This is a genomic window from Zunongwangia endophytica, assembly GCF_030409505.1.
GTDB lineage: Bacteria > Bacteroidota > Bacteroidia > Flavobacteriales > Flavobacteriaceae > Zunongwangia > Zunongwangia endophytica.
The window spans coordinates 2,284,082-2,300,107 of the sequence record NZ_JAUFPZ010000002.1 but is presented as its reverse complement, the minus strand read 5'-3'; the positions used below and the strand labels follow the sequence as shown (position 1 = coordinate 2,300,107).

Here is a 16,026-nt window from a genome sequence, read left to right as displayed (position 1 = left end):
AGCTTAAGATTCGTAAAAAATCAATTAAATTTAAAAAAAGACAGCAAATGATTTTTCAAATAAAAATATAATTATACTTTAGTCGATGTAATAACAGACAAATGAATCATTTAATTACTTGGAACACATTCTTTTATTTTTATTTCTATTTTAAAGAATAGAGATCGGGAATGGTATGTAATTAAATAAACAATATTATATAAAAGTCTCGATCTAAACGTCGGGACTTTTTTTTATATCAAATTTTGAATGAATAAAGTGGTAGCGATACAGGGAATCCAAGGCTCATTTCATCATCTGGTGGCGCAAGAGTTTTATGGTAAAGAGGTGCAGGTAAAAGAATGTATGTCTTTTCAGGAGCTTGCGCAAAGTCTGGTAAATGATGAAACTGAGGAAGCTGTGATGGCGATAGAAAACTCGATCGCCGGTTCAATTCTTCCTAATTACGCACTTATAGACGAAAACAATCTAAAAGTAGTTGGTGAGCATTACATCCCGATTGCGATGAATATGATGGCGCTTAAAGGACAAAAAATCGAGGATATTAAAAAAGTATATTCTCACCCAATGGCTTTATTGCAGTGTAAAGAATTCTTTAAGCAATATCCACACATTAAGTTGATTGAAGATACCGATACTGCTGAGGTCGCCAGAAGAATTGCAGCAAAAGAATCCAAACACGTTGCCGCTGTAGCCAGCACTGCTGCAGCTTCAATTTTTGGACTGGATATTTTAGCTTCAGATATTCATACAAAAAAGAGTAATTCTACTCGATTTTTGATCATTAGTAAAAAGGAAAAAGAACCGAACGGCGAAAAGATCGATAAAGCTTCACTGAAGTTTGAGTTAGAAAGCCGCACCGGTAGTTTGGTTTCCGTATTAAATATCATGAGAGATTTTGATCTGAATATGACCAAAATCCAAAGTATGCCGATTATCGAAACTCCGTGGAAATACAGCTTTTTTATTGATATCACTTTCGATGATTTTCAACGATTTTCTAAAGCCATGGAAGTTTTAGGAATAATGACCGAGCAATTAAGAATTTTTGGAACATATAAAAATAAAGTGTAATGATACCAGCCAATAGGTTAGAACACGTAAAGGAATACTATTTCTCATCGAAATTGAGAGAAGTTCGTACCTTACAGGCCGCCGGTAAGCCGATTATCAATTTAGGAATTGGTAGCCCAGATTTACCGCCACCGCCACAGGTAACTGCAGCCTTAAATGAAGGTTTAACTCATAACGGGGCACATCAATATCAGCCGTACAAAGGGACAGCTGAATTTAGAAATGCAATTACCGGGTTCTATCAAAAATATTATCAGGTATCATTAAACCCGGAGACTGAAACCGTTCCTTTAATGGGAAGTAAAGAAGGAATTCTACATATTTCCATGGCATTTTTAAATGAAGGTGACGAGGTTCTAATTCCTAATCCCGGCTATCCAACTTATACGTCGGTTTCTAAACTAGTCGGAGCCAATGCGATTTATTATGATCTGAATGAAGAAGGAAGCTGGTTGCCAAACTTTACAGCATTAGAGCAAAAAGATCTAAGCAAGGTAAAAATTATGTGGGTTAATTATCCACATATGCCAACAGGAGCTTCAGCAACAGATGAGGTTTTTGAAAAGCTGGTAGCCTTCGGGAAAAAGCATCAAATTCTTATTGTAAATGATAATCCATATAGCTTTATTCTGAATGAACATCCTAAAAGTATTTTAAAAGCTGAAGGAGCTAAAGAGGTTGCTTTAGAATTAAACAGTTTGAGCAAAAGCTTCAATATGGCAGGATGGCGAGTTGGAATGTTATGCGGAAGCGAAGAAAATATCAATACAGTGTTGAAGGTGAAAACCAATATGGATAGTGGGATGTTTTATCCAGTACAGGCAGGAGCAACTGAAGCATTGAAATTAGATAAAAACTGGTTCGATTCTCAGAATAAAATTTATCAAAGCCGAAGAGCTAAGATTTTGGAATTAGCTTCAGCTTTAAATTGCACACCGGGTAAAGAACAGGCGGGAATGTTTATCTGGTGTAAAGTACCAGAAGGAAAAACTTCCGAAGAATTTGTGGACAATCTGTTATATGAGCACAGCATTTTTACAGCTCCAGGATTCATTTTTGGAGATATGGGCGAAGGTTATATTCGATTTTCGCTTTGTACTGCGGAAGAAAATATAGACGAAGCCATTAAACGTATTAAGGCATGAAAGTAAGTATTATAGGTGTAGGCCTTATTGGTGGTTCATTTGCTTTGGCGATTAAAGAATCTTTTCCTGAAAGTACGATTATCGGTATCGATAAAAGCGAAGTTCATGTAAAAGAAGCTTTAAAAATCGGTTTTATTGATGAAGCCGGAACAATGGAAGATCTGGCCGATAGTGATGCTGTGATTGTTGCCGTTCCCGTAGATATTAGCATCAAGGTTTTGATTGAAGCTTTAGATAAAGCCGGTGATAATACCTTGGTGATCGATGCGGGATCTACTAAATTCAAGTTATGTGAAGCGGTAAAAGATCATCCAAAACGTAGAAATTATTTATCTGCTCATCCTATTGCAGGAACCGAATTCTCTGGACCTTCAGCAGCGATAAAAGATTTATATAAAGATAAGACCAATATCGTTTGTGAAGTAGAAAAGACAGCTTTTAAACTTCAGGAACGAGGAATGGAAATTTTCAGAAAAATAGGAATGCGTATTCGATATATGGATCCAGATTCTCACGATCGTCATATTGCTTATGTGTCGCATTTATCGCATATAAGTTCTTTTATGCTGGGTAAAACAGTACTCGAAAAAGAGAAAAACGAGCGTGATATTTTCGATTTGGCGGGTAGTGGATTTGCTTCAACAGTAAGGCTGGCAAAAAGTTCGCCGGCAATGTGGTCGCCTATTTTTGAACAAAACAAAGAGAACGTGCTGGAAACTTTGAATGAGTATATTCAGAATCTAAGCACATTTAGAGATTTGATTGCCAATGACGAATTTGGCGAAGTGTACAACGAAATGGAACGTACAAATCATATAAAATCAATTTTAAACGGAATTAGCTAAAATTATTTATCATGGAAAACAAGAAAGAATTAAGAAATTGGTTAGACGCATTCGGATTAGATCATCCTTTGGTAATCGCAGGACCATGTAGTGCCGAGACTGAAGCGCAAGTACTAAAAGTAGCTCACCAGTTAAAAGATACCGATGCTACAGTATTACGAGCAGGAATCTGGAAACCAAGAACAAGACCTGGAAATTTTGAAGGTGTTGGTGCGCTAGGTTTAAAATGGTTGCAAAAAGCAAAAGAAGAAACAGGGATGTTAACTACTACTGAAGTTGCAAACCCTCACCATGTAGAGCATGCGTTAAAACATGATATCGATATTCTTTGGATTGGAGCCAGAACTACGGTTTCTCCATTTATGATTCAGGAAATTGCAGATGCATTACAAGGAACAGATAAAACTGTTTTAATAAAGAATCCTGTAAATCCAGATTTAGCTTTATGGTTGGGAGCTGTAGAGCGTATGTATACTGCCGATATTAAAAATCTTGGTGTAATCCATAGAGGATTTTCTAGCTACGAGAAAACAAAATACCGTAACAATCCAGAATGGCAGATCGCGATCGAATTACAAAATAAATTTCCGGATCTTCCACTAATTTTAGATCCATCGCATATTGCAGGACGTCGTGATATTATTTTTGATCTATGTCAAACTGCTTTAGATCTTAATTTCGATGGATTGATGGTAGAAACTCATTATGATCCAGATAATGCTTGGAGTGATGCGAAGCAGCAAATTACACCAGCTACATTAGTTCAGATTATGAAAGATCTTAAAATTAGAAAAGAAGTTTCAGAAAGCGAAGACTATCAAAATAAATTACAGAATCTAAGAGCTAAAATCGATATTGCAGATAATCAACTAATCGAACTTTTAGCGAAACGTATGAAAGTTTCAGAAGAAATAGGACATGTGAAAAAATCACAAAACGTAGCTATTCTTCAGACAAAACGTTGGAATGAGATCTTAGGAAAAATGGTATTAGAAGGTAACCAACATGGTCTTAGTGAAGAGTTTGTATTAAAGTTATTTAAAGCTGTTCACCAGGAATCAATTAACCACCAACAGTCTATATTGGATAGCTAGGAATTCAATTTATTCTTGATTTTCCCAAAATAAAAATGGCTGCTCACGTTTTACCGGAGCAGCCATTTTTATTTCTAAGAAATTTAATATTCTTATTTTGTATAAGCTAATCTTCTAGATGCTTTTCTCATTAGTTTATTAATCAATTGGTCGTTAGAGCTTCCTAAGCTTCCAACAACACGCTTGTTATAATTCCAAAGTAAAGTTCCATCTTCAGCATTATTTATACTCATGTTCACGGTAGCCGAATTAGTTGTTCCCCAAAAACCAACAAGCAGTCCTAAGGCAATAGAAGCACCATCAGACATAGGTTTATCGGTTTCGAATTTACCTGTAATTACGGCATCTACCTCTAAAAGCTGAGCAAGTTCCTCTGGAGTTGTAATTTCCATGTCTATTTCATTTTTCTTTAAAATAGCATTGGTTTTGTTAGGATCTTGGACATCAATTAAAAGTTTTCCTCGTTTTTTTCTTTTCAGAAACCAAGAGTACATAGCGGTCTGGATCGATTGTCCTTCACTGATTTCCATTTCCTTTAATTGTTCTGGGGTAATTTCTTTCATTTGTTTAGGTCGAAGACTTACCTTTGCTGAAAATGGAATAATTGCTATAGATTGATGATCTTTAGCAATAGTTTCAAAATCCGGATGCTCAAAAAGATGTGTTTGAGCTTCAACGGTTAAGCCTACTAATAAAGTAAGCACAATAAGCAGTTTAAATGTAATTTTGTTCATTTGTAATTTAATTGAGAATGCTAATATATCTTAAAAATTTGTTAATAAACAAATTTATTTAATGAAAGGAACGGTTTATAAATCTACGGGAAGTTGGTATCAGGTAAAAGCTGAGAATGGTGATTTTTATAATTGCCGTATAAAAGGGAAGTTCCGTATTAAAGGAATCAAAAGTACTAATCCTGTTGCGGTAGGGGACGAGGTAGAGATCGATCTTGATGATGACTCTGAGGAAACTCAGGGTGTAATCAAAAAGATTAGTGATCGGGATAATTATATTATTCGGAAGTCGGTAAATTTATCTAAGCAAACACATATTATTGCCGCTAATATCGATCAGGTTTTTTTGATGGTTACTTTTAATAACCCGCCAACTTTCACCACTTTTATTGATCGCTTTCTAATTACGGCGGAAGCTTACCATGTGCAAGCTGTATTGCTTTTCAATAAAATAGATACTTATGATGAAGAAGAAATTTTAGAAATTAAATTTTTGGCTAAACTTTATCGCGATATTGGTTATGAATGCCTTGGTATTTCAGCAAAAACCGGTAAAAATGTTGATAAAGTAAAGGAAATGATGCTTGGGAAAACTTCGATGTTTTCGGGGCATAGTGGTACCGGGAAATCTACATTAATCAATGCTTTAGAACCTTCACTTAACCTTAAAACTCTAGAAATTTCTGGACAACATAAACAGGGACAGCATACGACGACTTTTGCTGAAATGTTCGACTTAAGTTTCGACGCTCGAATTATAGACACCCCGGGAATTAAAGGATTTGGAGTGGTGGATATCGAAAAAGAAGAGCTTGGTAATTATTTTCCTGAATTTTTTGAACTGAAACAAGATTGCAAATTTCACAATTGTCTGCATCTCAACGAACCGCATTGTGCTGTAAAAGATGCGCTGGACGATGGTGAAATATCCTGGTCTAGATATAAAAGTTATTTGCAAATTATAGAAGGGGAAGACGATCCTTATCGCGTAGATCAATACAAAAAATGAGAGTAGTTTTACAACGAGTAACAAAAGCTTCGGTAACTATCGAAAATCAATTAAATGCTGAAATTGATTTAGGGCTCTTATTGTTAGTTGGGATAGAGCCAGAAGATGCTTCTGAAGATATCGAATGGCTTTGTCGCAAAATTGTAAATATGCGAATTTTTAATGATGCTGAATGCGTTATGAATAATTCGCTATTGGATGCTGGTGGGGATGCAATAATTGTAAGTCAGTTTACACTTCATGCCAGTACCAAGAAAGGAAATCGTCCCAGTTATATTAAAGCAGCAAAGCCGGATATTGCGATTCCGCTTTACGAAGAATTTATCCAAACTTTCGAAAAGCATCTGGGGAAAAAGGTTGGTACAGGTAAATTTGGTGCCGATATGCAGGTAGAGCTTTTAAACGATGGTCCGGTAACTATCTTAATAGATTCTAAAAATAAAAGTTAAAATATCTTAAAATTTTGATATATTGCAAAACGAAATTCATCAGTTTTAGCAATGAAATTTTTATTCTCCAGCTTAATGCTTCTCACTGGAATGCTGTGTTTTGCACAAAATTCTTATCAAAGCATCGTACTTAAAAATGAACTTACAGAGCAAGCCAATGCAATTCTAAGAGATGAGCATGTGCTTATCGAGATCGAAGATGTCGACGATATGACCATTACGACAAAGCGAGTGGTCACTGTCCTAAACAAATACGGCGAAGGTTTTGTAAGAGCTTATGATTTTTATGATGATGGTGATGCAAAGATAAAGTCGCAGTCTGCATTGATTTTCAATAAGATGGGGCAGGAAATTAAGAAATTTAAGCAGCGAGATTTTAAGGATCAAAGCGCTGTAGGCTCTTCAAATTTATACTCCGATAATCGTGTTAGCTATTTGGATTATTCAGCAATGGATTATCCATATACTGTTGTTTATGAGAGTGAAGTTAATATGTCGACTACCGTTTTTATACGAGCTTTTCAGCCAGTAAGCAGCTACTTTTTGAGTGTCGCTTCCAGTAAATACGAATTAAAAAATCCAAATCGTATACCTATACGTTACATCGAAACAAACTTGGATAGTATTCAGGTTGAGAAAAATATAAATGATTTTGAGCTCACCTATACCTTCAAAGATATACCAGCTTATAACTACGAGCCTTATAGTCCTGAAGTTTCTGATATGGCACCAAAAGTTAAGGTGGCTTTAAATGACTTTAGCTTGATGGGCGTAGAAGGAAACGCAAGCGACTGGAAAGCGTTTGGGAAATGGCAGTACGAAAATCTTTTAAAGGGTAGAGATGAACTTTACGCCACGACTATAGCTGAAGTTTCAGAATTAGTAAAAGATGCCGCTAACGATTATGAAAAAGCGAAGCTTATCTACGAATACATGCAAAGTAAAACACGATATATAAGTGTACAACTAGGTATAGGTGGTTGGGAACCAATATTAGCTCAGGAAGTAGATCGCGTTGGTTATGGCGATTGTAAGGGCTTAACTAATTATACCAAAGCCTTGTTAGCATCGCAGGGAATAAAGGCAAATTATGCCGTAGTATATGCGGGAGACGAGCAAAAAGATATCGATCCGGCATTTGCATCGATGCAGGGAAATCATGTTATTTTAAATGTTCCTGGAATTGCTGAAGAAGATGTCTGGTTAGAATGTACCAGCCAGTCTATTCCTTTTAATTATTTGGGCGATTTTACCGATAACCGTCATGTTCTTTTAATCAAAGAAGAAGGTGGTGAAATTGTGAAAACTCCAAAATATACAGGTGAAAGAAATCTCGAACAAACGTTTTGTGAAATAGATCTTTCTGAAGATGCGTTTACAGCAACGGTGACGAGAGAGAGCAAGGGGATTCCATACGGTAATAATTATCATATTGAGAATCAGAAAGAAAAGGATAAGAATATTTACTATAAAGAGAAATTAGGGAATTTACAGGGAATTCATATTGATCAATTGAAATTTGAAAATAACAAAGATCAGACTAGCTTCTCAGAACAATTAGATTTTAGTGGTAAGAAATTTCACACCACGGCTGGAAATAGAATTTTACTTCCTTTAAATTTTATTCAGCCAGAAATTAATGCGGTAACTAAAACTGAAAATCGTAAGTATCCTATAGAGATAGTTCGGGGCTTTACCAACAAAGATCAGTTTGATTTTAAAATACCAGAAGCTTATGCGGTAGAAGCATTGCCAGATTCAGTAAAAATAGAAACAGATTTTGGTAAGTTTAGTTTTTCTGTTAAGGTGTCTGATAAAGATCCCAGGCTGCTTCAGGTAAAGCGATCGATAAGCATCAACGAAGGAAAATGGTCTCCAAATCAATTTAGCGATTTTAGAGCGTTTTTAAATAAAATCAACATCCTAAGTAATCAAAAAGCTGTTTTGGTTAAAAACGGCTAAAACCTACAATTATGCGTTCTAAATTTTATCTTTTAGTTGCGATTCTAATCATCGGAAGCGCAATGCAGGCTCAGAATTACAAATTCGGTAAAGTTTCTGAAGAAGAAGTTGCAGAAACTGAAGACCCTTCAAATAAAGAAGCAGATGCAGCTTATCTTTATAAGAAGCAATTTACGTATTACGATTATAATAGTAATACAGGTTTTTCATTAGTTACTAAATATCGTTATCGTATTAAACTTTACAATGAAGATGGTTTTGATTGGGGTACTGTGAATTTGACAAGGCATATTAGTGGGAATGATGAAGAAAAAATTTATGCTATAAAGGGATATACTTATAATTTGGAAAACGGAAAACTTGTCGAAGAGAAATTAAGGAAAAATGAGATTTTTTATGAAGAAACTTCAAAATATCGAGCAACGGTAAAATTCACGATGCCTTCTTTAAAAGCAGGTAGCGTTGTGGAATTTGAATATGAAAAAAGATCTCCATTTTTAACTTCTTTAGACGAAACAGAATTACAGGCTAGAATTCCAATTAAAAAACTAGACGTGAAAATTGAGATTCCTGAATTTTTTGGTTTTGTGGCTCATTACAATCAACTCTCCTCTCTATTTTTTCCAATAGAGCAAGATCAGGAACAATTTAATATGAATGCACAGCATACAAAATTTATGCAAACCGTATACGAGATTTCTGAAGAAGAGATTCCTGCATTAAAAGAAGAAGTTTATATCGACTATTTAGATAATTACGCAGCGAGAATTAAATGGGAATTGCAGTATACTAAATTCCCAGATACTCCTATGGAATATTTTAGCCATAATTGGGACGATGTAGCGAAGTCTATTTATGATGAAGGAGGTTTTGCCAACGAGCTAAGAAAAAGTAGCTTCTTTAAAGATGATCTTGAAGCCTTGTTGCAGGGTGTAAACCAACCACAAGCTAAGATTGCGGCAATCTATAATTTCGTTAAAAGCAAAGTTGTTTGGAATGATTATATAGGTTTTATCGCAGAAAATGGAATTCGCAAAGCGTATAAAGAAGGAAGCGGAAATACGGGTGATATAAATCTATTATTAACTGCAATGCTTAACTATGCCGGTTTAAATGCAGATCCGGTTTTGGTAAGTACAAAAAGTAATGGGGTGCCTGTATTTCCAACAAGATCTGGCTTCAATTATGTAATTGTAAGCGTAGCGATAGATGATCAACTAATTTTGCTAGATGCTACAGATCGTAATGCTGCTCCTGGAGAGTTGCCAGAAAGAGCTAGAAACTGGCAAGGGAGAATTATTAAAGATGATGGTCGATCTGATTGGGTTTCGTTACTTCCTAACTATCGTTCTATAGAAAGAAATTTTATAAATGTTCAGATCACTGAAGATTTTAAACTAAAAGGAAAGTATACAGGGATGTATAATCAATTGGTAGCAAAACGATTTCGAGATGATTTTGTAGGAGTAGATGCTGAAAGTTATAAACAGCTTTTACAGGAAGATAAAGGCGATATTACCATTACTAACCTAAAAAAGGAAAATGTCAAAAAAATAGGAGCAGATATAAAAGAAAGTTACCAATTTGAATTAAATCATGGTATAGAAGTTATTGGTGATAATATTTATTTGAATCCTCTTTTATTTTTAGCTGAAAAAGAAAATCCTTTTAAGGCAGATGAAAGAACATATCCGGTGTACATGGATTTTCCTGTAACGTATTCTACAGTAGTTAATTTTATGGTTCCCGAAGGATATGAGTTGGAATCTCTGCCAGAAAATACTATTGTGAATATCAATGAAAACGGTGCTGTTTTTAAATTTATAATAAATTCAAGTGCAAATTTCCTTAGGTTAGAGTCTTCCATCGATCTAAATAGATCAATTTATCCGGCTGAAGATTATGTCCATTTAAAAAACTTCTTCGATGAAATTGTGAGTAAACATTCAGAAGCTATAGTTTTGTCTAAAATTGAAGAAAGCGATGAATCTACAGAACTCACAGAAGGCCGTTGATAATTGGATCAAAGAACACGGAGTAAGATATTTTAACGAATTAACCAATATGGCGCAGCTAACCGAAGAGGTTGGCGAAGTAGCGCGTATTATTGCTCGGCGCTATGGTGAGCAAAGCGAAAAAGAAAGCGACAAGGATAAAGACCTGGGCGAAGAACTTGCAGATGTAATGTTTGTAGTATTATGCCTTGCGAATCAAACTGGGGTAAACCTTCAGGAAGCTTTTGATAAAAAGTTGGATATTAAAACCAAACGAGATCACGACAGACATCATAATAACGAAAAACTGAAATAAAATGAAGTTTAAGGAAATTATGTCCAGTAAAAAATATTGGAAGTCTGTAGCTATTTTGGGCTTTTTATTCGTTTTAATCTACAACGTTGTGATGATGGTTATCGATTATGGAGGATTTGCTTTTAAAGATTACTATCAAGAGAAGATGGCAGACGGTAAAATGATTACTTTTGTTATAGGTCAGATTGTAGGAATGGTCGTTTATGGTATGATTGTATCATATGGCCAATTCCGAAGAAAAGAAAAAGACCAACTAAAAAAATAATCAACTTTATTTTCCATGAAGTTTAAAGTAAATCATTCAAGCCAGAATATAAAAGGAGCCTTGCAAATTACAGGTTCCAAAAGTGAATCTAATCGCCTTTTAATTATAGAATCGCTTTTTAAAAATCTTGAGATTACAAATCTTTCTAATAGTGACGATTCTCAGGTTATGAAAAAAGCCTTGACTTCTAACGAAGTTGAGGTAGATATACATCATGCCGGCACCGCTATGCGTTTTCTTACCGCTTATTTTGCGGTAAAAGAAGGTAGAGAGACGGTTTTAACCGGTAGTAAGCGTATGCAAGAGCGGCCAATTAAATTATTGGTAGAAGCGCTTCGATCTATGGGAGCTGAAATTACCTACGAGAAAAACGAAGGATATCCACCAATTCGAATTCAGGGTAAAAAACTTCAGGCAAATTCGGTTAGTTTACAGGCAAATATTAGTAGTCAGTATATTTCAGCTTTGATGCTAATAGGAGCTTCACTTCCGCATGGATTAACGATAAGTCTAGAAGGACAGGTTACCAGTACACCGTATATTCTTATGACCCTAGAGATGCTTCAGCGTTCAGGTATTCAGGGAAGTTTTGAGGATAATACTATTACTATTGAAGCCTGTTCAGCATTAAGTCCTAAAACTATTCCGGTAGAATCAGATTGGAGTTCCGCATCGTATTTTTATAGTATAGCTGCCTTATGTGAAGAAGCGGAGATTAGTTTATCGAATTATAGAAAAGAAAGTTTACAGGGAGATTCTTGTCTGGCTAAAATTTACAAGCAGTTTGGTGTAACTACCAGTTTTGGAGAAAATAGCATAATGCTTAAAAAATCAAAATGTTCTAAACCTGCAAGTATTTCAGAAGATCTACGAAATTCACCAGATATTGCACAAACTATAGCGGTTACTTGTCTAGGCTTGGGTGTGGGATGTAAACTTACAGGATTGCACACGCTTAAGATCAAAGAAACGGATCGTTTAGTTGCACTTAAAAACGAAATAGAGAAATTGGGAGGTGAAGTTGTAATTTCTAACGATCATTTAGAATTGCTGCCTGCAACCAGTTTAAAAGAAAATATTGAAATTGCTACATATAACGATCATCGTATGGCTATGGCATTTGCGCCAATTGCTTTAAAAACACCGGTGATTATAGAGGATGCAATGGTGGTATCAAAGAGTTATCCTGATTTTTATAAAGATTTGGAAAGCTTAAATTTTACGGTTCAAAACGCCTAATTTAAATTAAATTCTTAAATAATACCGCAATTACTTGACAACCCCTGTTTTGAGGTTGTATATTTGCAGCCTTTAAAATTTCAAATATGGGAATGAAACTTTCAAACTTCAATTTCGAACTTCCGCCGGAATTACTTGCCGAGTATCCAGCAGAAAATAGAGATGAAGCGCGCCTAATGGTTCTTAACCGAAAAGAGCAAACTATAGAGCACAAACAATTTAAAGATCTTATCAGTTATTTTGAGCCAGAAGATGTGATGGTTCTAAATAATACAAAGGTTTTTCCTGCTCGTTTGTACGGGAACAAAGAAAAAACTGGTGCCAGAATTGAAGTTTTCTTATTAAGAGAATTAAATCCTGAAACTAAATTATGGGATGTTTTAGTAGATCCTGCTCGAAAAATTAGAATCGGGAACAAACTTTATTTTGGAGAAGATGAAAGTTTAGTTGCCGAGGTTATAGATAACACCACTTCTAGAGGAAGAACATTACGTTTTCTTTACGATGGATCTTACGAGGATTTTAGAAGAAAACTAAAAGAGCTTGGAGAAACACCGCTTCCTAAATATATAAAAAGAGATGTGCAACCTGAAGATCAGGAGCGTTATCAAACTATTTATGCAAAAGAAGAAGGAGCTGTAGCAGCGCCAACTGCGGGACTTCACTTTTCTAAGCACTTGCTAAAGCGTTTGGAGATTAAAGGTGTTAATTTTGCTGAAGTAACCCTTCACGTAGGATTAGGAACTTTTAGTCCTGTTGAAGTAGAAGATCTTAGCAAGCATAAAATGGATAGTGAGGAAGCCTTCGTTAAAGGTGATGCTGTAACAACGATTAATAAAGCTAAAACAGAGAAACGTAAGATTTGTGCCGTTGGTACTACTGTGATGCGTGTTTTAGAAAGTTCAGTTTCTTCTAATCAAACATTAAACGAATTTGGTGGATGGACAAATAAATTTATTTTCCCTCCTTACGATTTTAGTATCGCTAATTGTATGGTAACAAACTTCCATACTCCAAAATCGACATTAATGATGATGATTTCTGCTTTTGCTGGTCATGATTTTATGATGAGAGCTTACGAAGAAGCAGTGAAAGAAAAATATAGATTTTATACTTATGGTGACGCCATGTTAATTATATAAGTAAATAGAATATCGATTAAAAAGCCACAATTATTTCAATTGTGGCTTTTTGCATTTAATGAGGTAATAAATTATCCTTAGAATCTTTGTAATTTTGTACTGTGGAAAAGAAGAAAAAAGATATACGCGCATTAACTAAAATACAACTACAAGAATTTTTTGTAGAGAATGGCGATAAATCCTTTAGAGGTTCGCAGGTTTACGAATGGCTTTGGAGTAAGGGAGCGCACAGTTTTGAAGAAATGACGAACATTTCTAAACAAACGCGAGCGATGCTTCATGATAACTTTGTGATCAATCATATTCGTGTCGATCAAATGCAGCGAAGTAATGATGGGACTATTAAGAACGCTGTAAAGCTTCATGATAATCTTACGGTAGAATCTGTTCTTATTCCCACAGCGAAGCGTACAACGGCTTGTGTGTCTTCTCAGGTTGGATGTAGTCTCGATTGCCAATTTTGCGCGACAGCGCGTTTAAAGCGTATGCGAAATCTCAATCCAGATGAAATTTACGATCAGGTTGTCGCTATTGATAATGAAAGTAGATTATATTTTGATCGGCCTTTAAGTAATATTGTATTTATGGGAATGGGAGAACCGCTTATGAATTATAATAATGTGATGAAGGCTGTAGATAAAATTACTTCAAATGAAGGATTAGGGATGTCTGCAAAGCGAATTACGATTTCGACCTCGGGAGTGCCTAAAATGATCAAGAAACTGGCAGACGATGAAGCCAGAATAAAACTCGCAGTGTCTTTACATGCCGCTACAGACGAAGTTCGAACTAAGATTATGCCTTTTAATGAAACATTTCCATTAGAAGATCTTAGAGAATCGCTAGAATACTGGTACTCTAAAACCAAGAGTAGAATCACCTACGAATATATTGTTTGGAAAGATGTAAACGATACTCGTAAAGATGCTATGGCTTTAGTTAGATTTTGTAAATACGTTCCTTGTAAAGTTAATTTGATCGAATATAACCCAATCGATGATGGTGATTTTCAGCAAGCTTCTTCACAGGCGACAGATATGTATCAAAATTTATTAGAACAAAATGGAATTACTGTGACCGTTCGTCGCTCTCGTGGTAAAGATATAGATGCTGCTTGTGGCCAATTGGCGAATAAATCGGCTTCTTAATTAATCCTCGTTTTTCCTGAAATAACCTATCTTTGGGCACTTTATGAAGGTAATCTCTCAAATAAAACTTCCTGTTGAAAAGGAAATGGAACTTTTCGAAAAAAAGTTCTTCCAATCGATGTCTTCACAAGTAGCGTTACTCAACAGGATTACACATTACATCGTAAACCGCAAAGGGAAGCAAATGCGTCCCATGTTTGTGTTTTTGGTAGCCAAGATGGTTTCCGATGGGAAAGTGAATGAAAGGACGTATAGAGGCGCTTCAGTAATAGAATTAATTCATACCGCAACACTAGTACACGATGATGTTGTGGACGATAGTAATCGTCGTCGAGGTTTTTTCAGTATAAATGCGCTTTGGAAAAACAAAATTGCGGTGCTGGTTGGTGATTACCTTTTATCTAAAGGTTTGCTACTTTCTATAGATAATAATGATTTTGATTTGCTGAAGATTATCTCGGTAGCTGTTCGAGAAATGAGTGAAGGCGAATTACTTCAAATAGAAAAAGCTCGTCGTCTGGATATTACAGAAGAAATTTATTATGAAATTATTCGGCAGAAAACGGCTACTTTAATCGCTGCCTGTTGTAGCTTAGGTGCTGCGTCAGTTAAACCGGAATCGGAAGATGTGGAAGAAATGCGCCGATTTGGAGAGCTTATTGGAATGGCGTTTCAGATTAAAGATGATCTTTTTGATTATGGAGATGATAAAATTGGAAAGCCTACCGGAATTGATATTAAGGAGCAGAAAATGACCTTGCCCTTAATTTACGCCTTGAATAATTCAGATAAAAAAGAAAAGTCTTGGGTTATAAATTCGATTAAAAACCATAATAAAGATAAAAAGCGTGTAAAAGAAGTAATTGCTTTTGTAAAGCAAAAAGGCGGCTTGGATTATGCGACCAAAAGGATGGAGGCCTTCCAGGAAGAGGCTTTAAAAATCATCGAAAATTATCCACAATCTCAATATAAAGATTCTTTAGAACTAATGGTTAATTATGTAATCGAAAGAAAAAAGTAAAGGCTACAATTCTGTAGCCTTTGTTATTAGGTTTTGCGATAGCTTACATATCATCATTAGCTTCTTCGCCGTTAACGTCATCGGTTTCATGAATTTCTTCATCAACCTCTTCTTTAACTTTTTCGGCACCTCTTTCAATTTTCTCTCCAGCTTCCTCTACATTGTCTTCGATATCTTCGCCAATAGCTTCTACTGCTTCCTCAGTTTTCTCTCCAGTGGATTCTCTACATGAATAAAGCGATATTGCAAAAACTGCAACGAAAACTGCTAAAATTAGTTTTTTCATGATTATTATATTTTTTTGTTAATTACAATAGCTAAAAAAAGCCACTACAAAGAGTGGCTTTCGTTTTTTCACTAAATGCGAAAATTACATATCGTCGTTGTTCTCTACTTCGTCCTCAACTTCTTGACCTGCATCTTCTACAGCATCTTCAGTATCTTCGGCAGCGTCTTCAACGCCATCTTCGATATCGTCACCCATTTGTTCCATATTTTCCTCAGCATTCTCTTCAGTAGTTTCTCTACAAGAATACATTGAAATTGTCATTGTTGCTACAGCAAATAATAAAAATAATTTTTTCATCGT

General features: G+C 35.4%; 17 protein-coding genes. 14 read left to right on the top strand and 3 right to left on the bottom strand.

Annotation, left to right across the window (positions count from 1 at the left end):
- Positions 1 to 249: 249 nt before the first annotated feature.
- Genes QWY91_RS09960 through QWY91_RS09945 form a run of 4 tightly spaced genes read left to right on the top strand, consistent with a single transcriptional unit; the run spans position 250 to position 4,158 of the window.
- Positions 250 to 1,074: a prephenate dehydratase gene (locus QWY91_RS09960; protein WP_290234414.1), complete on the top strand. Its 825-nt coding sequence runs from the start codon at positions 250 to 252 to the stop codon at positions 1,072 to 1,074.
- Positions 1,074 to 2,219 (top strand): pyridoxal phosphate-dependent aminotransferase, encoded by a 1,146-nt coding sequence (locus QWY91_RS09955; protein WP_290234412.1) that lies wholly within the window; start codon positions 1,074 to 1,076, stop codon positions 2,217 to 2,219. The genes QWY91_RS09960 and QWY91_RS09955 overlap by 1 nt, the downstream gene beginning before the upstream one ends.
- Positions 2,216 to 3,064 (top strand): prephenate dehydrogenase, encoded by an 849-nt coding sequence (locus QWY91_RS09950; RefSeq protein WP_290234409.1) that lies wholly within the window; start codon positions 2,216 to 2,218, stop codon positions 3,062 to 3,064. The genes QWY91_RS09955 and QWY91_RS09950 overlap by 4 nt, the downstream gene beginning before the upstream one ends.
- Before the next feature lie 11 nt (positions 3,065 to 3,075).
- The gene (locus tag QWY91_RS09945) at positions 3,076 to 4,158 is read left to right on the top strand and encodes a bifunctional 3-deoxy-7-phosphoheptulonate synthase/chorismate mutase type II (protein ID WP_290234407.1); all 1,083 of its coding nucleotides are present in this window, start codon (positions 3,076 to 3,078) and stop codon (positions 4,156 to 4,158) included.
- 92 nt (positions 4,159 to 4,250) lie between these two features.
- Here the strand turns inward: QWY91_RS09945 and QWY91_RS09940 are convergent, their stop codons facing one another.
- Complete coding sequence (locus QWY91_RS09940; RefSeq protein WP_290234405.1) at positions 4,251 to 4,892, bottom strand: hypothetical protein; 642 nt, start codon at positions 4,890 to 4,892, stop codon at positions 4,251 to 4,253.
- Positions 4,893 to 4,953: 61 nt separating this feature from the next.
- Between QWY91_RS09940 and rsgA the strand changes: the two genes are divergently transcribed.
- The 10 genes from rsgA to QWY91_RS09890 all read left to right on the top strand — a co-directional run bounded on the left by rsgA (position 4,954) and on the right by QWY91_RS09890 (position 15,437).
- Positions 4,954 to 5,901, top strand: coding sequence for a ribosome small subunit-dependent GTPase A (gene rsgA, locus QWY91_RS09935; protein WP_290234403.1), 948 nt, complete (start codon positions 4,954 to 4,956; stop codon positions 5,899 to 5,901).
- On the top strand, positions 5,898 to 6,350 hold the full coding sequence (gene dtd / locus QWY91_RS09930; RefSeq protein WP_290234401.1) for a D-aminoacyl-tRNA deacylase: 453 nt from the start codon (positions 5,898 to 5,900) through the stop codon (positions 6,348 to 6,350). The genes rsgA and dtd overlap by 4 nt, the downstream gene beginning before the upstream one ends.
- A 51-nt stretch (positions 6,351 to 6,401) precedes the next feature.
- Positions 6,402 to 8,312, top strand: a complete 1,911-nt coding sequence (locus QWY91_RS09925; protein WP_290234397.1) for a DUF3858 domain-containing protein — start codon at positions 6,402 to 6,404, stop codon at positions 8,310 to 8,312.
- Positions 8,313 to 8,323: 11 nt separating this feature from the next.
- Positions 8,324 to 10,327: a DUF3858 domain-containing protein gene (locus QWY91_RS09920; RefSeq protein ID WP_290234395.1), complete on the top strand. Its 2,004-nt coding sequence runs from the start codon at positions 8,324 to 8,326 to the stop codon at positions 10,325 to 10,327.
- Positions 10,296 to 10,622: a nucleotide pyrophosphohydrolase gene (locus QWY91_RS09915; protein WP_290234393.1), complete on the top strand. Its 327-nt coding sequence runs from the start codon at positions 10,296 to 10,298 to the stop codon at positions 10,620 to 10,622. The genes QWY91_RS09920 and QWY91_RS09915 overlap by 32 nt, the downstream gene beginning before the upstream one ends.
- Before the next feature lies 1 nt (position 10,623).
- A complete protein-coding gene (locus QWY91_RS09910) occupies positions 10,624 to 10,887 on the top strand; it encodes a hypothetical protein (RefSeq protein WP_290234392.1) in 264 nt (87 codons plus the stop codon).
- A 15-nt stretch (positions 10,888 to 10,902) separates the two neighbouring features.
- Positions 10,903 to 12,126, top strand: coding sequence for a 3-phosphoshikimate 1-carboxyvinyltransferase (locus tag QWY91_RS09905; protein ID WP_290234390.1), 1,224 nt, complete (start codon positions 10,903 to 10,905; stop codon positions 12,124 to 12,126).
- A gap of 92 nt (positions 12,127 to 12,218) precedes the next feature.
- The gene (gene queA / locus QWY91_RS09900; RefSeq protein WP_290237085.1) at positions 12,219 to 13,268 is read left to right on the top strand and encodes a tRNA preQ1(34) S-adenosylmethionine ribosyltransferase-isomerase QueA; all 1,050 of its coding nucleotides are present in this window, start codon (positions 12,219 to 12,221) and stop codon (positions 13,266 to 13,268) included.
- 101 nt (positions 13,269 to 13,369) lie between these two features.
- Entirely contained in the window at positions 13,370 to 14,416 is a 1,047-nt protein-coding gene (rlmN, locus tag QWY91_RS09895) for a dual-specificity RNA methyltransferase RlmN (RefSeq protein ID WP_290234389.1), read from the top strand.
- Between the two features lie 43 nt (positions 14,417 to 14,459).
- Positions 14,460 to 15,437: a polyprenyl synthetase family protein gene (locus QWY91_RS09890; protein ID WP_290234387.1), complete on the top strand. Its 978-nt coding sequence runs from the start codon at positions 14,460 to 14,462 to the stop codon at positions 15,435 to 15,437.
- 43 nt (positions 15,438 to 15,480) lie between these two features.
- On the opposite strand, the gene QWY91_RS09885 is transcribed toward QWY91_RS09890, so the two are convergent.
- Positions 15,481 to 15,723: a hypothetical protein gene (locus QWY91_RS09885; protein WP_290234385.1), complete on the bottom strand. Its 243-nt coding sequence runs from the start codon at positions 15,721 to 15,723 to the stop codon at positions 15,481 to 15,483.
- An 84-nt stretch (positions 15,724 to 15,807) separates the two neighbouring features.
- A complete protein-coding gene (locus tag QWY91_RS09880; protein WP_290234383.1) occupies positions 15,808 to 16,023 on the bottom strand; it encodes a hypothetical protein in 216 nt (71 codons plus the stop codon).
- Positions 16,024 to 16,026 lie beyond the last annotated feature (3 nt).